Source organism: Pelobium manganitolerans (assembly GCF_003609575.1).
GTDB classification, from domain to species: Bacteria; Bacteroidota; Bacteroidia; order Sphingobacteriales; family Sphingobacteriaceae; genus Pseudopedobacter; species Pseudopedobacter manganitolerans.
The window spans coordinates 158,641-179,552 of record NZ_MBTA01000029.1 but is presented as its reverse complement, the minus strand read 5'-3'; the positions used below and the strand labels follow the sequence as shown (position 1 = coordinate 179,552).

General features: G+C 42.2%; 17 protein-coding genes. 9 read left to right on the top strand and 8 right to left on the bottom strand.

Annotated features, from left to right (window positions below):
* Nucleotides 1-4: 4 nt before the first annotated feature.
* The 3 genes from BCY91_RS16195 to BCY91_RS16185 are packed head-to-tail and all read right to left on the bottom strand — an operon-like array spanning nt 5 to nt 2,015.
* The gene (locus BCY91_RS16195; RefSeq protein ID WP_120183090.1) at nt 5-262 is read right to left on the bottom strand and encodes a SemiSWEET transporter; all 258 of its coding nucleotides are present in this window, start codon (nt 260-262) and stop codon (nt 5-7) included.
* Nucleotides 262-1,341, bottom strand: a complete 1,080-nt coding sequence (locus BCY91_RS16190; RefSeq protein WP_120183089.1) for a putative type IX sorting system protein PorV2 — start codon at nt 1,339-1,341, stop codon at nt 262-264. The genes BCY91_RS16195 and BCY91_RS16190 overlap by 1 nt, the downstream gene beginning before the upstream one ends.
* The gene (locus BCY91_RS16185; RefSeq protein ID WP_147387954.1) at nt 1,338-2,015 is read right to left on the bottom strand and encodes a hypothetical protein; all 678 of its coding nucleotides are present in this window, start codon (nt 2,013-2,015) and stop codon (nt 1,338-1,340) included. The genes BCY91_RS16190 and BCY91_RS16185 overlap by 4 nt, the downstream gene beginning before the upstream one ends.
* A gap of 104 nt (nt 2,016-2,119) precedes the next feature.
* Between BCY91_RS16185 and tyrS the strand changes: the two genes are divergently transcribed.
* Genes tyrS through BCY91_RS16170 form a run of 3 tightly spaced genes read left to right on the top strand, consistent with a single transcriptional unit; the run spans nt 2,120 to nt 4,392 of the window.
* Complete coding sequence (tyrS, locus tag BCY91_RS16180) at nt 2,120-3,403, top strand: tyrosine--tRNA ligase (RefSeq protein WP_120183087.1); 1,284 nt, start codon at nt 2,120-2,122, stop codon at nt 3,401-3,403.
* Between the two features lie 38 nt (nt 3,404-3,441).
* Nucleotides 3,442-3,942, top strand: coding sequence for a type II RES/Xre toxin-antitoxin system antitoxin (parS, locus tag BCY91_RS16175; protein WP_120183086.1), 501 nt, complete (start codon nt 3,442-3,444; stop codon nt 3,940-3,942).
* Nucleotides 3,943-4,392, top strand: a complete 450-nt coding sequence (locus tag BCY91_RS16170) for an RES family NAD+ phosphorylase (RefSeq protein WP_120183085.1) — start codon at nt 3,943-3,945, stop codon at nt 4,390-4,392. It begins immediately after the preceding gene.
* 1 nt (nt 4,393) lies between these two features.
* Here the strand turns inward: BCY91_RS16170 and BCY91_RS16165 are convergent, their stop codons facing one another.
* Nucleotides 4,394-5,362 carry a LuxE/PaaK family acyltransferase gene (locus BCY91_RS16165; protein ID WP_120183139.1) on the bottom strand — a complete coding sequence of 323 codons (969 nt, stop codon included), beginning with the start codon at nt 5,360-5,362 and terminating at the stop codon, nt 4,394-4,396.
* Nucleotides 5,363-5,491: 129 nt separating this feature from the next.
* Here BCY91_RS16165 and BCY91_RS16160 point away from each other — a divergent pair, with 129 nt between their 5' ends.
* The 6 genes from BCY91_RS16160 (at nt 5,492) to BCY91_RS16135 (ending at nt 11,277) form a co-directional block, all read left to right on the top strand.
* Nucleotides 5,492-6,205 (top strand): ATP-binding cassette domain-containing protein, encoded by a 714-nt coding sequence (locus BCY91_RS16160; protein ID WP_120183138.1) that lies wholly within the window; start codon nt 5,492-5,494, stop codon nt 6,203-6,205.
* Between the two features lie 12 nt (nt 6,206-6,217).
* The gene (gene gldF / locus BCY91_RS16155) at nt 6,218-6,946 is read left to right on the top strand and encodes a gliding motility-associated ABC transporter permease subunit GldF (protein WP_120183084.1); all 729 of its coding nucleotides are present in this window, start codon (nt 6,218-6,220) and stop codon (nt 6,944-6,946) included.
* Nucleotides 6,940-8,634, top strand: coding sequence for a gliding motility-associated ABC transporter substrate-binding protein GldG (gene gldG / locus BCY91_RS16150; RefSeq protein WP_120183083.1), 1,695 nt, complete (start codon nt 6,940-6,942; stop codon nt 8,632-8,634). The genes gldF and gldG overlap by 7 nt, the downstream gene beginning before the upstream one ends.
* 48 nt (nt 8,635-8,682) lie before the next feature.
* The gene (gene dnaN / locus BCY91_RS16145) at nt 8,683-9,807 is read left to right on the top strand and encodes a DNA polymerase III subunit beta (RefSeq protein ID WP_120183082.1); all 1,125 of its coding nucleotides are present in this window, start codon (nt 8,683-8,685) and stop codon (nt 9,805-9,807) included.
* Nucleotides 9,808-9,882: 75 nt separating this feature from the next.
* Nucleotides 9,883-10,590: a DUF4397 domain-containing protein gene (locus BCY91_RS16140; RefSeq protein WP_120183081.1), complete on the top strand. Its 708-nt coding sequence runs from the start codon at nt 9,883-9,885 to the stop codon at nt 10,588-10,590.
* 36 nt (nt 10,591-10,626) lie between these two features.
* The gene (locus BCY91_RS16135) at nt 10,627-11,277 is read left to right on the top strand and encodes a DedA family protein (RefSeq protein WP_120183080.1); all 651 of its coding nucleotides are present in this window, start codon (nt 10,627-10,629) and stop codon (nt 11,275-11,277) included.
* An 11-nt stretch (nt 11,278-11,288) separates the two neighbouring features.
* Here BCY91_RS16135 and BCY91_RS16130 read toward each other — a convergent pair whose 3' ends face one another.
* From BCY91_RS16130 to BCY91_RS16115, 4 genes are all read right to left on the bottom strand, one after another.
* Nucleotides 11,289-12,008 carry an RluA family pseudouridine synthase gene (locus BCY91_RS16130; protein WP_120183079.1) on the bottom strand — a complete coding sequence of 240 codons (720 nt, stop codon included), beginning with the start codon at nt 12,006-12,008 and terminating at the stop codon, nt 11,289-11,291.
* Between the two features lie 77 nt (nt 12,009-12,085).
* Nucleotides 12,086-16,462 carry a hybrid sensor histidine kinase/response regulator transcription factor gene (locus tag BCY91_RS16125; RefSeq protein ID WP_120183078.1) on the bottom strand — a complete coding sequence of 1,459 codons (4,377 nt, stop codon included), beginning with the start codon at nt 16,460-16,462 and terminating at the stop codon, nt 12,086-12,088.
* 60 nt (nt 16,463-16,522) lie between these two features.
* On the bottom strand, nt 16,523-17,974 hold the full coding sequence (locus BCY91_RS16120; protein WP_120183077.1) for a glycoside hydrolase family 28 protein: 1,452 nt from the start codon (nt 17,972-17,974) through the stop codon (nt 16,523-16,525).
* A gap of 33 nt (nt 17,975-18,007) precedes the next feature.
* Nucleotides 18,008-20,872, bottom strand: a complete 2,865-nt coding sequence (locus BCY91_RS16115; RefSeq protein WP_120183076.1) for a glycoside hydrolase family 2 TIM barrel-domain containing protein — start codon at nt 20,870-20,872, stop codon at nt 18,008-18,010.
* Between the last annotated feature and the right edge of the window lie 40 nt (nt 20,873-20,912).

Sequence of the window (20,912 nt, the reverse complement as noted above, 5' to 3'; positions counted from 1 at the left end):
TTTGCTAGCGGTATTTAAGCTTGTAGTATAAAATAGTGCTAGCAAAAACCAAAGTTATGGCGTTAGCTATAATTACGGGCGCGTCATTAATCAGGATGCCGTAACACAACCACATACTAACACCGGAGACAAACAAAATGTACATGTACAAAGAAATGCCTTCGGTGTTTTTGCTTTTGATAACTTTTAGCGCTTGCGGTACAAATGATATGGTGGTACAACAGGCCGCAATAAGGCCAATTGAAGTAATTGCGTGTTCCATTAATGTTTTTTGTCGAAATCTAAGCGGATAGAGAAGACGTTGCTATACAAGCCATCGTCTTGGTTGCCTATATTGGTAAGGGCATAGTCTAAAGAAAAGTTTTTGATTTTTATGCCCAGTCCCAGATTTGGCTGGAAAGTGTAGCTTTGGCTGCCATCAAAATCTGTAGTTTTTTGGATGTTACCCAGGCCGCTTCTTACAAAAATAAGTTTTTTAAAATTCGCTTCTATACCAACGGTTGGATCCATACTCACCGGGTCGGCGGCAATTAAAACGTTACGTTTCCCGTCTGTGGTAAGGTTCAGGTTTACTTCGCCCAAAATCCCGAATTTTTCAGTGATGTCGGTCTCATAGGCCGTTCCTAAGATTAAACGGGGCATGGTGGTTTCGGTAGAGTTTTTTGGGATATCATTTCCGGTAGCTGTATAAATGCTCGAAAATTTATCCGGGTTATAACTCCAAGCGTTAAAGGTGGTGGTAATATCACGACCAACGGCAGCAAAAGTGAATTTATTTAGTTTGTAACGCGCCCCTACATCAATTCCAAAACCCCAAGATTTTCCATATTCGCCAACCTTGCGGTGGATGATTTTGACATTTGCGCCGTAGCTTAAGCCTTTGTTGTCCTCCTTGCGTTTGTTGCGCGCATAACTGAATAAAAACGCATAATCTGCCGCAGAAAAAGATTTCACCCTATTGTAATTGATGTTGCCGTCGGCGTCTATCAGTTCTGAGGTATCTGGGATATCGTCAACACCAAAACGTATAAGCGATGCGCCAACTACCGCCGTATTGTCTGCTACAAAGGTAGCGAAGCCAGCATAATCGTATTTTGCTATGCCCGAAAAATATTCAGAGTGCATTAAGCTGGCTTGTGCGTTTGTTCGCATCTCGGTTAATCCGGCTGGGTTCCAATAGCCCGATGTTACATCATCGGCAGAAGCCACTACAGAACCCGCCATACCAAAAGCCCTTGACCCAACGCCAATCTGCAAAAACTCGTTCGAATATTTTCTGGTTTGTGCTTGTCCAAAAAAAGGCAGTCCCAGCAATAAAAAAACCGAAAGGCGCTTGATCATCTATTTATCTGTGCATCAATTTCGTCAAAGATAACCATAAAACTTTCACTCAAAGTTTTTTTATAATCTTGTAAGCCTAAGGTGATAGCCTCTTCCTGTTGCGCAGAAAGCGTAAAAGGCCAAATTCTTTTACAAATATTTTTGATAGCGTGGCTTATCTGGTTAACATCGGCGTAAGTGTAAATATACTTTTCGGCTAAAAAGCGCTGGTAGTAGCTGCAAAATTTCTCCACATCGTGGATGTGGTTTAGTTTTAAAAATCTGCGGATTTCGTCTAAGTCAACTTTAGCTAAGTGCCGATAAAAATCATTAACATTTACCTTATTTTGGGTGATAAGCAAGCTGTCTAACAAAAGCTCAATGCCAATATGTCCAACAAAAAAAGGCTTAATAGGCGTTCCGTTTAAGCTTTCGCGGATGCAAAGTTTAAGCTGATGCTGGTGATAACGGAAAAACATGGAGCTGTGGAAAACCCGGTCAACCTTTAGATGGCGCTGCCAACCCAGCATGATTGCTTGTTGGCTTTGGCTCCCAAAAACCGGCGCTGTTAACTTTTCGGGATGCAAATTCCATGATTTATCTGCATTGCGTATCAAATCGGGCAAAAGCATTCCTACAATCTCTAATGGATTGGTTTTGGTCTTGTCAAAATAATAATGCGACAGAAAATTCATAAAAAAACGCATTAAAAATAGCCATTTGCCCAGCCTTAGCTTTCGGAGCGAAATCCTATATTTGCGTTTTTTGAAGATAAAAACAAATTTTAAATAAATACGATATGAATTTTGTTGAGGAACTGCGCTGGCGCGGATTGTTGCACGATATGATGCCCGGAACCGAGGAAGAACTGCAAAAAGGAATGACTTCGGGCTACATCGGGTTTGACCCTACGGCAGATTCGTTACACGTAGGCAGTTTGTCGCAGATTTTTACCCTGATGCGTTTCCAAAAGGCAGGCCATAAACCCTTCGCTTTGGTGGGCGGCGCAACCGGGATGATTGGCGACCCCACCGGGAAATCGCAGGAACGGAACTTACTTTCTGAAGAAACTTTAGAACGTAACTTACAAGGTATTAAAGCACAGTTAGAGCGTTTTTTAGATTTTGATTGCGGCGCAAACAGCGCCCAGATTGTTAACAATTTCGATTGGTTTAAGGATTACAGCTTCTTAGATTTTATCCGCGATGCCGGAAAGCATATCACGGTAAATTACATGATGGCTAAAGAGTCGGTAAAAAAGCGTTTGGACAGCGATGTGGGCATGTCTTTTACTGAGTTTACCTACCAGCTTATTCAAGGTTACGATTTTTATTATCTGTGGAAACATAAAAATATGATGTTGCAGATGGGCGGATCGGACCAATGGGGGAATATTGTAACCGGCACCGAGTTTATCCGCAGAAAAGAAGGCGGACAGGCTTTTGCACTCACCTCTCCGTTGATACGTAAGGCAGACGGTACTAAATTTGGCAAAACCGAAGGCGGAAATATCTGGTTGGATGCCAAGCGTACAAGTCCGTACCAATTTTACCAGTTTTGGCTCAATTCTTCTGATGAAGACGCCGCCAACTACATCAAAATATTCACCTTTTTTAACCAAACTGAAGTTGAGGAGCTGATTGCCGAACATGCGAAAGCGCCACATTTGCGTGTGTTGCAAAAAGCTTTGGCGCAAGACGTTACCCGCCGGGTGCACGGAGAGGAAGCTTTACAAACTGCTTTAAATACTACAGATTTTTTATTCGGTAACGGTTCTTTAGATTTTTTGCGCAATATGAGCGCGGCGGAAGTGTTATCCGTTTTTGAAGGTATTGCCCAGTTTGAAGTTTCTAAGTCTGACTTTGAGCAGGGTTTAGATTTACCAACCTTGTTAGCCGAGCATACTAAAATATTCAGTTCAAAAGGCGAAGCTAAAAAGATGATTGCTGGAGGTGGCGTTTCTGTTAACCGGGTTAAATGCAACAGTGCCGAAGCTAGCTCAAAAGACGTTGAAATTATTGCAAATCAATTTATTGTGGTGCAAAAAGGAAAGAAAAATTACTTTTTAATAAAATTAAAATAAATTTTTATTACCGACATTTGTTCGTTATTTTTGTGTGAATGTCTGATAGTAATAAAAATATCTTAAATGAACCCGCCGCGGAATACCTAACTGCGGTGCCGCATATTGCCCAAACCATGATGCTTTTTTTCGGCGGTTTGGGTACTTTGCGTTTGAGTTCTAAACTATCTTCAGATTACGATCTTTTAGAGCTTACGCGCCGTGGCTTGCCTAAAAAAGCAATGCTGTCGCTTATCCAAAAAATATCTTTTACCATTCAGGAGCTGGCCGGTGTAATGCACATCAATGAAAGAACCTTCCAGCGGTTCAATGATACTGATTTTATAAAAGGAGAATACTCAGAAAAAGCGATAGAGCTGGCAAAGCTGTATGCGCGTGGTGAGCAGGTTTTTGGCTCCTTAGATAAGTTTAAAACTTGGATGCGCACGCCTTCCATCATCTTTAAAAACAATACACCGCTCTCCCTCTTAGATTCATCCATCGGTTTTAGCCTGGTAAACAATGAGCTTGGCCGGATACAGCACGGCTTATTTGCTTAGATGGAGCTGTTTAGGTTAGGCAACTGCTTATATGCACACCGTTTGGACGGTGAAGGCGCGCGTATTTACGGCGGACGCTGGAATACGGAAGGTATCCCGGCGGTGTATTTTGCAAGTTCGCGGGCCTTGGCTTTGTTAGAAGTTTTGGTTCATTTGCCCACGGGTCTGATGCCCGATGATTTTTGCATGGCAAATTTTGAAGTTGAGACAGCTTATACGGAGATCAGTGCCGAGAAGCTGCCCAACGGTTGGAATAATATCCCTTTTGAACAAAGCACTCAAGTTATCGGCAATCGGTTTTTAAAGCAAAAAGAGTTTTTATTGCTGAGAGTTCCTTCTGCGATAATCAAAGGAGAGTACAATTACATTGCAAACCCTGCACATCCGGATATTTCAAAACTGAAATTATTGCAAAAGGAACCTTTCTCTTTTGATCAAAGGTTAATCTAAGTTATACCACCATCAGGTTGCAACCACGGATATCGGTGTTATCAAAACGTCCGAGTACTTCAAATGAACCGTCGGAGTAGGTTTTCCCTAAATCTTGCGTGGCTATAAATGAACAGGAATTTACGTTTGCCAAGTCAATTATGTTTAGTCCTCCAGATTTTCCGGCATCTAACAAAGTAAGCGGGTCGTTAGGGTCGCGGGCGATTATTTTCATCCAGGGCGGGCAGGTGAAAATACCGTCGCCATAAGAGTAAGCTTGTGATAAAAGTTCGGTCATGCCGTACTCCGAGTGGATTTTAGCCACACCGAAACCCTGGGTGAGCTGTTGGTGCAATTCTTCGCGCACCATCTCTTTGCGCCGGCCTTTCATCCCGCCGGTTTCCATCACCACCAGTTCTGGAAAATTAATGGTGAAGTGTTCTACAAAATCGAGCAGGGCATAGGTAACACCTATCAAAATGGTCTTGGTTTTGGATTGTTGCAGCTGTACTAAAGTTTCTTTCAATTGCGCATGTTCGTTTAAAAAGAAGCCACTGTTAGTGTTTTTAGAAAGCTTAATCAGATCCTCAACCATATAAATTAAGGATGAGCCACCGCGTTCCAAATAATTGGGCAGTAAAGCTAAAACGCAGGTGCTTTCAATATCACCATAAAATCGCGCGAAAGCGTTACGATAGCTTTGTTCGTAAATGTAAACGTCTTGCACAAAGTGTTTGCTGTTAACGGTGCCGGTTGTGCCAGAACTGGTAAAAACCACGTCGGCAAAGGCTTCGTCTTCAATAATTGCGTGGGTTTTAAAAAAAGAGATGGGCAAAAAAGGTATCTGCAAATAATGCTTAACCTGCTCGGGCTTAACGTTTAAAGCATCCACAAAGCGTTGGTAAACAGCAATAGTTTGGTATTGCAACTGAAAAATATCCAAACAGGTTTGGTTAAATTCCGTTTCGCCGTGGATGTTAAAAATATTCATATCCAAATTTAACAAGCTTTTGTAAAGTATAAAGGCTTGTGGCAATTGTGTTTTTAAAAATGGTAAAAAAGGAAGCTCTGTTATTTTAAGGCAAATTTTATAGCTTTGGTTTTCAGTAAATTTTACGAATTGAGCATTGTTGTTACATCTTTAACAAAAGTTTACGGCCAGCAAAAAGCGGTTAACGGCATCAGCTTTGAAGCTAAGCCTGGTCGCATTTTAGGCTTTTTAGGGCCTAACGGCGCCGGTAAATCAACTACCATGAAAATGCTGACTTCTTACATTCCGCAAACCAGCGGTAAAGCCAGCGTTTGCGGTTTTGATATCAGCGAAGAAACTTTGCAGGTGCGTAAAAATATTGGCTACCTGCCAGAAAGCAACCCCCTTTATTTAGAGATGTACGTGAAAGAGTTTTTGGCTTTTATTGCCGAAACACACCAACTTAGAAATATTAGCGAAAGGGTGGCGGAGGTGATTAAACTTACCGGATTGGGCAAAGAGCAGCACAAAAAAATCGGTCAGCTCTCAAAAGGATATAAACAAAGGGTGGGTTTGGCGCAGGCAATCATCCACAATCCGTCAGTGCTGATATTAGACGAACCCACATCGGGCCTGGACCCAAACCAATTAATTGAGGTGCGTGCTTTAATTAGGGAACTGGGCAAAACCAAAACCGTAATTTTATCAACCCATATTATGCAAGAAGTTGAGGCCGTTTGCGATGATATCGTGATGATTAACAAAGGCGAAATTGTAGCTAACGACAGCCTTAAAAATTTGTTGGCTAGTCATCAGCAAACGGCCTTAGAACCTATTTTTGTTAAACTTACCAATATCGCCTAGCCACTATAAAGCATGTTTACCATTTTTAAAAAAGAACTTTTTGCTTATTTAAATTCGCTGGTAGCCTATATCACCATTGGCGTGTTTTTACTGGTGCTTAGCCTTTTGCTTTGGGTTTTTCCGGAAACAAGTGTTTTAGATTACGGCTATGCCAGCTTAGAGAGTTTATTTTATTTAACGCCTTATCTTTTTATGTTCCTGATACCGGGTATTACCATGCGCAGTTTTGCCGAAGAAAAAAAAGAAGGTACGTTTGAGCTGCTGGTTACGCGGCCATTAACCGACTGGCAAATTGTTTTTGGAAAATATTTGGCCGCTTTGGCGCTGGTGCTGTTTGCGCTGTTGCCTACGTTGGTATATTATATTTCGGTTTACCAACTGGGAACTACGCTAGGTAATATTGATACGGGGGCGGTTATTGGCTCCTACATCGGTTTGTTTCTGCTGGGGGCAAATTTTGCGGCCATCGGCATTTTTTCATCTGCACTCACAAAAAATCAGGTGATTGCTTTTGCCATCGCAATTTTTCTGTGTTTTTTCGTTTTTAGCGGATTTGATTCGCTTAGCCAACTGTTGTCTTTGCAAAAGTTTGACGGCGTTTTAATCAACCTCGGCATTAATGAGCATTACCAATCTATAAGCAGGGGTGTTTTGGATACGCGGGATCTGGTTTACTTTATAAGTGTGATTGTTTTATTCTTAAGCATTACTAAAACCGTACTGGGAGGCAGAAAATGGTAAACCGCAAAAAAAATAAAGACTTATTACAGCTACTGGCGGTTTTTGTTGGGATTGTTGCGCTCAATTTTATTTCGGGCTTTGCTTTTCATCGGATTGATTTTACGAAGGAAAGGCGTTTTACCATATCGCCGGTAACGGTAAATATTTTGCAAAGCCTAAAAGAGCCGGTAAAAATCTCCGTGTTTTTAGAAGGCGAATTCCCATCAGGATTTAAGCGTTTGCAGCGCGCCACCAAAGATTTGCTAACGGATTACAAAGCTTATGCAGGCAATAATATTAAGTTTGAATTTATAAATCCTTTGGACGGTAAAAACCCACAGCAACAAGAAGAAGTTTACAACGAGCTGGGCGCAAAAGGGATAGAACCCACCAATTTGAGTGTAAAAACCGAATCGGGTTTAAGCCAAAAAGTGATTTTCCCTGCGGCGATGGTAAGCTTTAACGGCGAGCAAATCCCCGTACGTTTGTTGCAAAATAGGATGGGTTTATCACCAGATGAAGTGCTCAACAACTCCATCCAAAATTTAGAATATGCTTTTTCATCGGCCATAAAAAAAGTGAGTTCGGGCGGCAAGCCACGTGTGGGTTTCACAGAAGGCCACGGCGAGTTAAGCGACTTGCAATTGCAAGATGCTATGAAAGCTTTGGCCGACGGTTACGAAGCTGGTCGCATAAACCTTACCGACATTACCGCCAGCGGTTTGCAAAAGTTAAAAGTGATGGTGATAGCCAAGCCACAAACTGCGTTTACAGAGCCAGAGAAATACAAAATTGATCAGTTTTTAATGGCGGGCGGTAAAATCATTTGGGCTATAGACCAAGTGAACGCCGATTTGGACAGTATGCGCAGTACCAAAAGGGAAGAGCAACTGGCGTTTCAAAAAAAGCTGAATTTAGACGATCAGCTTTTTACTTACGGTATCCGCGTCAATTATGATTTGGTGGGTGATATGAACTGTGCGCAAATCCCGGTAAACGTGGGTTCGGTAGGTGGCCAGCCACAGTTGCAGCTGGTTCCTTGGCTGTTTTATCCTATTATTATGCCGGTAAGCCCGCACCCGATGGTGAAGAATTTAGACGGTATAAAAACAGAATTTATCAATACCATTGATACCATCGCGGTAGCAAATGTAAGGCATAATGTATTGTTAAGTACTTCTCCATTTAACAGAGAGCTACAAGCGCCCACTATCATCTCATTAAAAATGATAGAAGACACGCCCGATCCTAAGCTTTTCCAGAGCGCACCAAAAGCCGTGTGTGTTTTATCCGAAGGGATTTTTAAGTCTAATTTTTTAACGCAAGCCATCCCAGCAGGGGCAGATTTAGGCACCCAAAAGCTTCAAAAAAGCACTTTTACTAAAATGTTAGTATTTAGCGACGGCGATGTTTTTAAGAGCCAGGTGAGCGGCACAGACGGTTCTGTTTTTCCTTTGGGTTACGACAGGTTTAGCCAGCAAACTTATGCCAATAAAACCTTCTTATTAAACGCAGTAGACTATTTAACAGATGATTCGGGCCTAATAGCCTTACGCGGAAAAGAGCTGAAATTGCGTTTGCTAGACAAAGGTAAGCTGGTTGCCGAAAAGTTCAAATGGCAGCTTATAAATACCTTAATCCCCTTAATATTATTGTTGCTTTTCGGAATTTTTCAACATCTTTATCGCAAACGGAAGTATGCATATTAAAATTCATATTTTTGATTTTTAAAAAGCCCTAAAAAAATAAACAACGAGATGAGATTCATTGTTTCTACGTCAACTTTATTAAAGCATTTACAAGCGGTAAGCGGCGCCTTAAGCAATAGTGCGGTGTTGCCCATCCTAGAGAACTTTTTGTTTGAGATTAAAGATAACAGCTTAATTATTTCTGCTACAGATTTGCAAACCAGCATGACTACCTCATTGGCTGTAGAATCTAAAGAAGGCGGAAAAATTGCTGTTCCATCTAAAATATTGTTAGATACGCTTAAAACTTTGCCAGAACAGCCCATAGCTTTCTCGGTAGATGACAGCACTTTTGCCATTGAAATTAGCGCCGGCGACGGTAAATACCGTTTAAGCGGCGAAAACGGGGAGGACTTCCCTAAAATCCCTACCGTAGAAAATGCTTCGTCTGTAAACTTGCCTGCTTCTGTTTTGGCAGAAGCCATCAACAAAACTGTTTTTGCGGTTAGTAATGATGAGTTAAGACCAGCTATGACAGGTGTTTTTTGCCAACTGTCTCCGCAAAACGTTACGTTTGTGGCAACAGATGCACACAAATTGGTACGTTACCGCAGAAATGACGCAAAAGCAGAGGAAGCAACATCTTTTATATTGCCCCGTAAAGCACTAAACTTACTTAAATCATCTTTGCCTGCCGAAGATGTGAATGTTTCTGTAGAGTACAACTCAACCAGTGCGTTTTTTAAGTTTGCCAATATCAATTTGGTATGCCGCTTAATTGACGAGCGTTACCCAGATTATGAAGCGGTTATCCCTCAAAACAACCCTAACAAATTAACTTTAGACCGCAGTTTGTTTTTAAACTGTCTTAAACGTGTGGTTATCTTCGCAAATAAAACCACCCACCAAGTGCGTTTAAAAATCTCGGGTGCCGAGTTGCACATATCCTCCGAGGATATTGACTTTGCAAACGAAGCCCACGAAAGAATTGGTTGCCAGTTTGATGGCGAAGATATGGAGATTGGTTTTAACGCCAAGTTTTTAATAGAGATGTTGAACAACCTTTCTGGCGATGAAGTTACCATTGAAATGAGCACACCAAACCGTGCAGGTATCTTATTCCCAAGTGTGAAGGATGAAAATGAAGATATTTTAATGTTGGTGATGCCGGTAATGTTAAACAATTACGCATAAAATTATCTTATTTAATTAAGAGGGGCTTGGTATCAAAACCAAGCCTTTTTTGTTTATTTTTGGGCGATTTTAAAAATGACTACCAATATCAAAAGCTTATTAGTTAAAAGTTTGGCCTTAGTGCTTATGGCTGTGGTATTTTTTTCTTGTGCGCCAGAGGAAGTTCCGGATAGGGTAGGCGAAGCGCAGTTAAGAATTGTGAATGCGGTTGCCGATGATTTGGCTTACGGATTTTACATCAACGATACCTTAAAAACCGGAGCGCCTTTAGCTTTTGGCGAAGCTAGCGGTTATTTAAACGTGTCCGCGGGCACAAACCACGTTTATACCGAGCGCAAAGGACAACTTCTGCCCACCACAAAGTTTGATTTTTACCTGGACCAAAACAAGCGCCATACCTTGTTTTTAGCCGGAAAGCCGGGCACAGATTCTTTAATTTATATTGCCACCGTAGATAGAAGTACAGCTTTGACAGACACTATGGCCACGGTAAGGTTTATCAATGTATCGGCAGATGCTAAGGATTTAAATTTAGTGTTTCAGAAAAACTTGGTAGATAGCGTGAACGCCATCAAAAATATCAATTACCGCACCGCATCCGCTTATACCAACGTAAGGGCAGGAAACTACTTTTTGCGTTTAAAACCAACTACCGGAAGCAGCAGTTTGGCTAATTTGGATAATATCAGCTTGGATGCTGGTAAAGTTTATACCGTTTGGACAAAAGGCTTAGTCAAAGGCGCCGACGATAGAGCGGTAAGCTTGAAAATTTTAGCCGATTAACAATATTTACCCAAAAAAACATTAAAAGCAATAGACGTGGAAATTATTACGCACATTATCGATTTTATTATCCATATAGACGTTCATTTGAGCGAGATCATTAGAGACTACCGCGTTTGGACTTACTTGATTTTATTCCTAATTATTTTTGCGGAGACCGGTTTGGTGGTTACGCCATTTTTACCCGGTGATTCTTTACTGATTGCTGCCGGTGCTTTAGTTTCTGTAGGCGATACCGGGATGAATATTTATCTGCTAGCGCTGTTGCTGATTATTGCCGCAGTTGTAGGCAATGCCGTAAATTATGAGATTGGACGTTATTTAGGCGTTAAAGTCTTTAAACCCGGGAATAAAATTCTGAAGCAGGAATATTACGAGCAAACGCAGGCCTTTTTTCTAAAACATGGCGCAAAGGCAATTATCATTGGCCGGTTTTTGCCCATTTTACGTACGGTAGTGCCGTTTGTGGCCGGCGTAGGTAAATTACCACGTCCGCGTTTTAATTATTTGAACATCATTGGTGGTGTAATCTGGATTGTGCTTTTTCTTTTTGCAGGCTACTTCTTAGGCAGGTTCGAGTTTTTTAAAAGAAACTTTTCAATGATTGTTTTGGTGATCATATTTGTGACTATTTTACCGGCAGTGTATGCTGCGGTGGCCAGTAAATTTTCTAAAAAAGTAGTTTAAACAGCCAAGGTTTAGCTGTCGTTTTTCTCCAACAACTTTAAAAGCACCGCAAAATCTTTGGGATATTCGGCGGTAAAAGTCCGCATGTCGTTTTCTGCAATTTGAAAAGTCACTTCTCTGGAGTGTAGCGCAAAACGCTTCATGATGGGTTGTTCTTCCTCGTCTTTACTTAAGCGGTAATTGCGTTTAATTTTTGATAGATAAACAGGTTTACCGCCATACATCTCGTCACCGCTTATGGACGCACGTTGCGTGGCCAAGTGTATGCGTATCTGGTGCATACGGCCGGTTACGGGGCGTGCTTCAATTAAAGTATAATGCTTAAAATAAACCAAAGAGCGGAAATAAGTATCGGCGCGTTTACCCTCGCTTTTGCTAATTAATACGTTTCCTTTCCCTGCGTTTAAAATGGGTAAATCAACCAGTAAATCGTTAAAAGTATGGGTGCCGTCAACAATAGCGTGGTACACTTTTTTAACTTGGCGGTGTTCAAACTGCATCGACACAAAGCGGTAAGTTTCTGGGTTTTTTGCAATAATCATGGCGCCAGAAGTGTCTTTGTCTAAACGGTGGCAAATCTGCGCATCAGCGTGATATTTTTTAGCCAAGCGTAAAATATTCATCTCCGAACCTTCGCGTTCATCTAAAGAAGCGATAAAGGGCGGTTTGTTAACCACAATCAGGTTATCGTCTTCAAATATGATTAAGTCTTCTAGTTTCGGGATTTTCATAGCGGCAAAGATAAAGAAATGAAGCGTTTTTGAAGACTTCTGCTTGCAGCGCTTGGGCATAAGCGCGTTTTGGGTGGCTATTTTTTGGTTTTCAGGTATTCGCTAGGTGATACTTGGTAAGCTTCTTTAAAGCAGGTGGCAAAATATCCCGAACTGCTAAAACCAACCATATAAGCAATCTCCGAAACGTTATGCTGGCCACTATCTAACAACTGTTTGCCACGTTTTAGCCTAATGTCCCGAACAAATTCTACTGGGCTGCGTTGCGTTAAAGATTTTAGTTTTTTATAAAAGGTTGTTCGGCCTAAACCCATTGATAATGCTACGGCATCAATGCTGAACTGCGGATCCGTCATGCCTTGTTCTACCGTCTCAATTACGTCATTCAAAAACGTTTCGTCTTTATCGGTAATCAAAGGCTCGCTAGGGCTAAGCACTAAATTTGGTTTTTTATCCAGCAATTGCTTGTAAAGCATTTTGCGTTGCTTAATCAGGTTGGCTACGCAGGCCAGAACATGGTTTAGGTCAAAAGGTTTGGTAATGTAAAAATCGGCGCCATAACGTAAAGCTTCAATTTGATTTTCTACGGCAGATTTTGCCGTGAGTAAAATCACCGGTATATGGCTGGTTTCTTGCTGGGATTTCAGCTCATTTAATAAAGCTATACCGTCTTTATTGGGCATCATGACATCGCTGATAACTAAGTCTGGAAGATGGTTTTTCGCTTGCTCCATACCTTTTACGCCATCAGAGGCTTGCAAAACTTGGTAATGTTCGCTCAGCTGATCGGCTAAAAAAAGGCGCAATTCATTGTTGTCTTCTACCAATAAAACCGTAAATTCTTTGTCTTTTGCTATTTCAACAGCGTTTTCATCCTCAGCGCTCGCCTTTGCAACGGAACTGACTTGTAGGGTAAAAGCCTGGTTTTTAGGCTGTGGATGGTTAACAGAAGTTTTTGGTAAGGATACGGTAAAGCACATGCCCACCGGATTGTTTTGTGCCCATATTTTCCCGTTATGGCTACTGATGATATTTTTAGCCAGTGCTAAGCCAATGCCGCTGCCTTTTTGGTTTTGGTGTTCTGCCTCGTAGTAAAGCTCAAAAATTGCTTCCAATTGGTTTTCGGCTACGCCTATACCTTCATCAATTACTTGGATGGTCACAAAATCTGAATGATCTAAACAGCTTATTTTCAGGGTTATTTTCCGGTGCGCCGGGGTAAACTTAAAGGCGTTAGAGAGCAGGTTGTAAATTACAATGTCCAGCTTTTCTTCATCCGCGCTAAGCGTAAAAGCATCCGTATCTGCCTCTAAAACAAAGGTGATGTTTTTTTCTTCGGCAATTTCTTTAAAATGCTCGGCAACGGTAAAAGCTAAACTAATCACATCTACCGAAGTAAACTTTAAAGGCATTTTACCGCTTTGTATCTTTCTAAAATCCAACAGCTGATTAACAAAACGAACCATCCTATCGGCGTTTTTGGTAACAATATTTAAGTGTTTAGCGCCTTTTGTGCTTAGGGTTTCACTTTCCGCGATTTTTTTAAGCGGGTTAATGATTAAGGTGAGCGGCGTGCGTAGCTCATGCGAGATATTGGTAAAAAACTCCAGTTTCAGCTCGGTAAGTTTATGCTCTAAAACCACTTTATTGCGCAGGCGGATAACGGTAATAATGATATTACGCGCCACAAAAAACAACAGGATGGCCAGTATCAGATAAACCAGGTAGGCCCATCCGGTTAACCAAAAAGGAGGTGCAATAATTATTTCTATGCTTTTGGAAGGCTGGTTGGCAAATAAATCGTTGTTTAAACTGCTCACCTCAAAAACGTATTTGCCCGGTGGCAAACGGTTGTAGGCAGCGCGTGTTTGGTTTTTTACGTAATGCGCCTGTTTGTCGTAGCCTTTTAAAATATAAGCATAAGAAAGGCTATGGTTAGAGCGGTAATCCAAAACCGCATAATCAATATTGATGACGTTTTGATCGTATTTTAGGTTAATTTGCTTTGCCTGGTTTAAAGAAACGTTTAATACCGAAGCATCTGCACCTACGTTCACATCGTGATTAAACAGCTGCAAATTGGTAAAAGCAAGTTGCGCCTTAAATTTGTTAGATTTAATTTGTGAAGGCACAAAAGTGATATAGCCGTCAATACCGCCGAAACAAAGCGCACCCTTGCTCAGTTTGATGCTTTTACCTTCAGAAAAACCTTCTTTTGGCAAACCCTCGTACGAGTCGAAATTGCGGAAGCTTTCGGTTTTTTTATCAAAACGGCTGAGGCCGTACTCGGTAGCCATCCACAAATGGTTGGCGCCATCATCAATAATATTTAAAACAATATCGTTGGATAGCCCCTGCTCTTTGGTAAATACCTTAAATTTTACGGCTGTTGCGAGGGGCTGTTGTTTAATTACCTTATTTAAGCCTCCGCCAAACGTACCCAGCCATATATCGCCACTTAAATCTTTGTAAATGTATTGGATGTCGTTATTGCCCAAACTTGCTTTATCTCCCGGTATTTTTTGGGTACGATGAAACTGCGCGTTTTTTCCGAAGCGCGGGTCGAAACGCAAAAGCCCATCTGTTGTAGCAACCCAGATGATGCCATCATCATCCTCAAACAAATCTCTGATAACATTGCAGGTTTCAATAGGGTAGCGGCCAAAATAGTTTTGTGCGTTTAAGAATTCCAACTCGCCACCTTTTTTAACGGCCAAATTTAAACCGTTGCCAAAAGTACCTATCCACATGCGCCCATTGCTGTCTTCCAGCAGGGCATAAATCATATCGCTGCTGATACTTTTTGGTTCATTGGCCTTAGGCATATAATGCTTTACTTGGTAGCTGTTGCCATTGGTGTTGCTGGTGGCCACCCATAAACCGTCGCCCTTGGTACCCATCCAAATGCTGCCGTCTTTTGCTTCGGTAATGGTATAAATACGGCCAAAACTTTTGGTGTTTATGTTTCCAAAAAGCTTGGCGCTGATATCCACACCGTTATCAAAAACATATAATTTTTCGGCTTTGGTAGCTACCCACAGGCGTTTTTTGCGGTCTTCAAATACTGCGCGTACCTCGTTTTCTAATTTATTGTTACTGTTGGCGACAAGGGTTTTGGTGGTGAAATTATTTAAAGGGAAAACATATTTATTAACGCCACCAAAGCGGGTGCAAAGCCACAGTACGCCGGTTTGGTCCGAGTAGGCGTTGATTACATCGCTAAAATATTGCCGTTCTTCCAAGCTATTGCTTGCGGGGGTGTAAAAAGCATCTTTTTCGCGGTCGAAATAAGCAAATCCTCCGCCTTTGATGATCGCCCACAAATATCCGTTTACATCCTCGTAAACCTGGTAAACTGGCGAGCCTACGTTTGCGTTTGACAGCATACCGTTTACCGGCGACAAGTAGCGATTAAAGGTAGTGTTGCGCGGACTGTATTTTACAATGCCGCGGTCTGCAGGCTCGAGCCAGAGGTTCTGTTGCGCGTCTTCGTAAATAGATAGGTACGTGTTGGAAACGTCGCCTGCCGGTTGGTTAAATGTTTTGGTCGATGGGTTATAAATTACAAGTCCCTGTTTGGCTGTTGCCAGATAAACTAAGCCTGATTTTGTAACCTTAATAGCATTAATTTGATCTTTTTGAGGGAGCTTTTTTATCTGGAAGCCCGCTTTCGCGTAATCAAAATAAATGAGCCAGCCCTCGTTAGTGCCAAAATAAACTTGTGTGGCATTACCATCTGCACAACTGATGTTTTGCTGTGGCACAAAAGTGTCCTTACCGTTTCTTAATCGAAAAAAGTGGCGGTAGGCGCTGTCTGTTTTACTTAGGCAAAACAGGCCTTTATCTGTACCTCCCCAAATTTTGTGTTGCGCATCCTCAAATAAAAAGTTGACCTGTTTGCTGGGGATGTGCAGTTTGCCCCTCTCTTCTGGCAGGTATTGGTGCACGCGGTTCACCTTTCCGTTCGCATTGTTTCCAACTGCAATTAATCCTTGGTTTTGGGTAATAAGCCAAGTATCGCCAAGGCTGCTTACCACTGTTTTTTCAATCGATATTTGCCCAACAGACCGGCCTTCGTTGCTGAGGTTAAGGCCGGTAAAGCTTTCTGTGGCTTTGTTAAAAAGATATACCTTATTGTCGTAAGTTTTTACCCATAGAAAGCCGTTGCCAGCTTCTAAAATGTTACGGATCTTATTGTTTTTTAGGATAGAGCGGTCGCCGGGCCGTGCTTTGTAGGTAACAAAGTTTTGTCCGTCAAAACGGTTTATACCATCCCAAGTGCCAAACCACATAAAACCTTCGCGGTCTCTAAACATACACAAAACCCCATCATGAGAAAGCCCTTCCTCCGTAGAGTAATGTGTCATCTTGCTTTTTATAGGCTCATCCGCCACAGCGTTAAGCGCAAGCAAGAGGCACAAAAATGTGATGCTTTTAAGTTTTTGGTTCATCATGGTTCAAGCCTTAATTTAGGGATAAATAGCTAAATTCTGCTTGCGTAATTATTTATCGCCTTACGGAAAAACAATATTGTTAGCGTCTTTAAGTTCAACCTTAGTATTGTCTTTTGTTTTGAGGCTAAAGTTGTTAAAATGCCAGTTGTTGCTGTACTGTACGCCTCCGGCAGTGGTAGCCTCGATGCTTACGTTATCAAAATAAATATCTTGTACCGGCGAATTTTGCATACCCATTACGTTTATGGCCCTACGAGCACCTTTAACATTGATGTTTTTAAGATAAATGTCTTTGAACGTTGGCGTACCATCCTCGGGTTTTACCTGCATCAGCAACTTTTTCCAATGTGGCGGAATGTTTTGCGGATCATAAGCCGGTGGTAGGGTAGAGTAGCTGTAGCTGGGGTTCCAGTTCATGTTTACCTGCAACACAGTGCCAACGCTATCCATAGTTACGTTTTCTAAATGTATGTCTTGTACGGTGCCACCGCGGGTAAATGCCGATTTTATATTTAAGCAGTTGCTGGTTGCGCTCCCTTTGATGTTGCTGGCGTAAATATGGCGTATGCCGCCCGATGTTTCGCTGCCACAGGTAAGCAAACCCGCACCTTTGCGTGCAATACAATCTTTAATAACCACATATTCTGTCGGGCGGTTTACGCGTAAGCCGTCCCAGTCTCTGCCGGCTTTTAGGCAAAAGTTATCATCGTTACAGTCAATATCACAATTTTGTACCAATATCCACGATGAGGAGTCGATATCAATGCCATCTGTACTTGGACCATGGCCACCGACATTGTTTTGGATGGTTAGGCCATCTACCGTTATGTACGACGAGTATAGGACCTGCACTGTCCAAAACCCGGCCTGCTGCACGGTCAGCTCTTTAAGGGTAACATCCCTCGAATCGGATATTAAGATGGTACGCGGACGTTTAGCATCGTAATCTACAATCCAGCGTAAGCCTTTTGGGTCGTAATCTTCTTTGCGCAATTTCCAATAATAATCCCAAAAAACCTTGCCCTGTGCATTAATTAAGCCTTTGCCACTAATGCTGGCGTTTCTTTGCTCTATCACATTTACCAAGGCTGCCGGCCAAAGCATCTCTATACCGGCTACGCGTGTGTTTATTTCTGGGTAATCTTTTATGTTTTGGCTTCCCAGCAGGGTTACGCCTTCTCCAATGTGCAAATCCACACCATTTTTAACGAAGATAGAACCGGTTAGGTAAGTGCCTTTTTCAAAAATTACCTGTCCACCGCCATTAGCTTCGGCCGCGTCAATTGCTTTTTGAATAGCGGCGCTGTTTAAGGTTTTACCATCCGCCACAGCGCCGTAATCTTTAACGTTAAATGTTTTGGTAACTGTGGGCGATTTTTTGGCGCCAACCAAGTGTATCCAATCTAAATTGTTGCTTGCATTCTGTTGTGGTGTTTGGGCTGTTTTACAAGCGTAGGTTAAACTTAGTATGGTACAAAAAATTAAGCTTCGGCAAATTATTTTTTTGATCATTGTTGCAAAGATTATAGGGTGCTGTGCTGTAAATTAATCTGTCAGGATGTTTTCTGTTGGCATCACAAACTGCTTATTTTCTTCGTCTTGCTGTTGCAGGCCAAAGTAAAACCACAGTGTACGTTTTGTTTCGCCATTAAATTCGGCAGGTTCCCCGGCAGGGCCGTAGCGCTCTGGATGCGGCGTAATTTTTAAACCCAGTTTGCTACCTATCGCTGGTATTGCATCTAAGAAAGAAATATCGCCAGCAGGCAAAGCAGGATGCGGTTTAATTCCTGTTAAACCATAAAAATCAAACAAGCGCAGGTACATATTTTCTTGTGGCGTGGCAACAATAAATTTACCTTCAACGGTGTTAAACTGCACCCAGCTTACGTCAGAAAAATAGCCTTTAAATTCTGGAAAAATATATGGAAACGAGCCGGTTTGGGTATTGTTTTTAAACGATTCCCATGTGTTAAAGGTAACGCCCTGCAAGCGGTTTTTCCACACGCGGTAAGGGCCTTTGCCCAACCATTTGGTGCCTAAAATAAAATTCTCTGGATAGTCAAAACTGATACCGGCAAATGGGAATTTTCCGTTTAGGGTATAGCTGTAGTCCATTTGCAACCAACCGCTTGGGTACATGGTCCAGGTTACGCTGTTTAAGTTACCTTCGTATTTAGCGTTTACAATAACTTTATCGCCATCTGTAGTTTGGTTGATAGCGGTCAGTTTTGCATCGCCGCTTACCAATACCGGTCCATTGTTGAAAGATAAAGGCATGCTTTTGCTGTTGCCCAAGGCTACAATCCGGCCGGTGCTTTTGCTTAAGCTTACGCTGATATCGCCGCCGCGTAAAGTAATGGTGCTATCGTCTTCACTGGCGCTAGCTTTGCCGGTGTTTTTTTGCTCTGCCCCGTACAATAAAGGCACAATTTGGCTGTTGGGCGCAATTTTCCAAACCCAACGGTAAAGCTCTTCGCCATGTATATCTGTTGCGGTGAGCGCTAAAGCCTGTGCCTGTTTCCAATTTTTTGGCAGGGGAAGTTTAAAGTTGCCTTTGCCATAAGCCGGAATATTGGGCGCTTTGGCGGTGCCACTTTCAAGCACGGTAAAGCCAGCCGTTTCATCTGTCGGGAGTTTAAAGTTGATTAAATCCCACTTTAAAGAAACCGTGTTTAAGTTTAAAAAGTTGTAGCGGTTTTCTACTTCAATGGTGCCGTCAAAATTAATGGGTAGGGTTTCCATGCGGATTTTGAAAGGCGAGTAAATTTCTTTGATAGCATTATAACTGCCTTCCTTTTCGCGGTGTGGGCCTAAAACCCCATCAGGTGCATTTACGCCGTTTACGTCAATCATCCCGTTGCGGTCTGTGCGCACAATGCCCTCATCTACAAAAGCCCAGATAAAACCGCCAGCGCCACGTTTAGCGTTCCAATGCAAATCCCACATGTCCGACAAGCCTGCGGCGCCGGCTCCGTCATCTTGCGCGTGCATAAATTCGGTTACCATATAAATGTTAGAGTCGGCCAATATTTTTTGTGTGCTGTAAAAATCTTCGTAGTGGTTGCCATCGATACCGTTAAAAGCATTGCCCGGTTTATGGTGCGCATGAATTACAGGGCGGTTTGATAAATCGTACTTCCCATAATCATCGTCTAAATCAAAGTTATGCCCGCCCTCGTTGCCGTTGCTCCAAAAAATAATAGAAGGGTGGTTGGCATCGCGTATCACCATCTCTTTCACCAAAGGCTCGCCTGCTTTGGTGCTGTAAGCCTGTTGCCAGCCTGCCAATTCATCTAACACATATAAACCTAAAGAATCGCAATAGTTTAAAAATGCCTTGTCTGGCGGATAATGCGAGCAACGTACAGCATTCATATTCATGCCTTTAATCAGCTTTACGTCCATCAAATCCAATCGCGGATTCACGCTACGTCCGGTCTCGGGCCACCACACATGGCGGTTAATGCCTTTCATTTTTACTTTTTGGCCGTTTACATAAATGCCGTCGCTTTTGCGGATTTCAATGGTGCGGAAACCGAATTTATCTTCCGTGTGATAAGTTAAATTGCCGTTTGCGTTTTTCAAATAAACCTTAACGCGGTACAGATTTGGCGTTTCAGCTGTCCATAAGGCCGGTTTTTTTACCGATGTTAACAGCTTTACTACATCACTACCGTTGCTGTTAACGGCTTTAGCGGTGGCTACAGTTTTTCCCTGTGCATCAATGATGTCTGCCGTTACCTGAGTGTTTTTTTGTGCCTGTTGCAGGTGCACGTTCATGGCAAAAGAACCATCGGCCTTCGCGTCAATAGAAGTCCATTCAATATGTTCTTTAGGTGTTGCTTCCAAGTAAACAGGGCGGAAAATCCCCCCGAAAATCCAGTAATCTGCTAAACGCTCGGCATTGTTTACAGAGCGGTCTGCCGACATTTTACTTACCGTTACTTCCAGCAAGTTTTCTTTGCCAAAATTCAGCTTATCGCTGATGTCGTACTTAAAACGGTAAAAGGCACCTTGGTGCATTGCTCCGGCAGATTTTCCGTTTATTTTTACTTCGGTATCCGTCATCGAACCTTCAAATACGATTTGTACGGTTTGGTTTTGCCAATCTGCCGGCACGTTGAATTTGTATCTGTATAAACCTTTCTCATCGGCAAAGCGGAAATTTTTGCCGTAGGTTACATAGTCGCGGCCGTAATTGTAGTTGCCAAAGCCCTGTTGTTCCCAGTGGCTAGGCACCTGTATTTTGGACCATTTGCCCGAGTTACGGCCTCCGGTACACCAAAAATCCCAGGTTACGGTGTTTTCGTTATCCGTACCTGATAAGTACTGAACCTGTTTTTGCGTTTGCGCGTTTGTTAGCAAATATGAGCTAAGCATGAAAAGCGAGAAAAGTAATTTTCTGAACATGTTTTTGCGAATATGGTTTTATTGGATTCCTAAAGTAAGG

What these genes read in the sequence shown, in the direction of transcription:
- BCY91_RS16195 (WP_120183090.1), bottom strand. Translation starts at nt 262, where the DNA reads ATGGAACACGCAATTACTTCAATTGGCCTTATTGCGGCCTGTTGTACC.
- BCY91_RS16190 (WP_120183089.1), bottom strand. Translation starts at nt 1,341, where the DNA reads ATGATCAAGCGCCTTTCGGTTTTTTTATTGCTGGGACTGCCTTTTTTT.
- BCY91_RS16185 (WP_147387954.1), bottom strand. Translation starts at nt 2,015, where the DNA reads ATGAATTTTCTGTCGCATTATTATTTTGACAAGACCAAAACCAATCCA.
- tyrS (WP_120183087.1), top strand. Translation starts at nt 2,120, where the DNA reads ATGAATTTTGTTGAGGAACTGCGCTGGCGCGGATTGTTGCACGATATG.
- parS (WP_120183086.1), top strand. Translation starts at nt 3,442, where the DNA reads ATGTCTGATAGTAATAAAAATATCTTAAATGAACCCGCCGCGGAATAC.
- BCY91_RS16170 (WP_120183085.1), top strand. Translation starts at nt 3,943, where the DNA reads ATGGAGCTGTTTAGGTTAGGCAACTGCTTATATGCACACCGTTTGGAC.
- BCY91_RS16165 (WP_120183139.1), bottom strand. Translation starts at nt 5,362, where the DNA reads ATGAATATTTTTAACATCCACGGCGAAACGGAATTTAACCAAACCTGT.
- gldF (WP_120183084.1), top strand. Translation starts at nt 6,218, where the DNA reads ATGTTTACCATTTTTAAAAAAGAACTTTTTGCTTATTTAAATTCGCTG.
- gldG (WP_120183083.1), top strand. Translation starts at nt 6,940, where the DNA reads ATGGTAAACCGCAAAAAAAATAAAGACTTATTACAGCTACTGGCGGTT.
- dnaN (WP_120183082.1), top strand. Translation starts at nt 8,683, where the DNA reads ATGAGATTCATTGTTTCTACGTCAACTTTATTAAAGCATTTACAAGCG.
- BCY91_RS16140 (WP_120183081.1), top strand. Translation starts at nt 9,883, where the DNA reads ATGACTACCAATATCAAAAGCTTATTAGTTAAAAGTTTGGCCTTAGTG.
- BCY91_RS16130 (WP_120183079.1), bottom strand. Translation starts at nt 12,008, where the DNA reads ATGAAAATCCCGAAACTAGAAGACTTAATCATATTTGAAGACGATAAC.
- BCY91_RS16125 (WP_120183078.1), bottom strand. Translation starts at nt 16,462, where the DNA reads ATGATGAACCAAAAACTTAAAAGCATCACATTTTTGTGCCTCTTGCTT.
- BCY91_RS16120 (WP_120183077.1), bottom strand. Translation starts at nt 17,974, where the DNA reads ATGATCAAAAAAATAATTTGCCGAAGCTTAATTTTTTGTACCATACTA.
- BCY91_RS16115 (WP_120183076.1), bottom strand. Translation starts at nt 20,872, where the DNA reads ATGTTCAGAAAATTACTTTTCTCGCTTTTCATGCTTAGCTCATATTTG.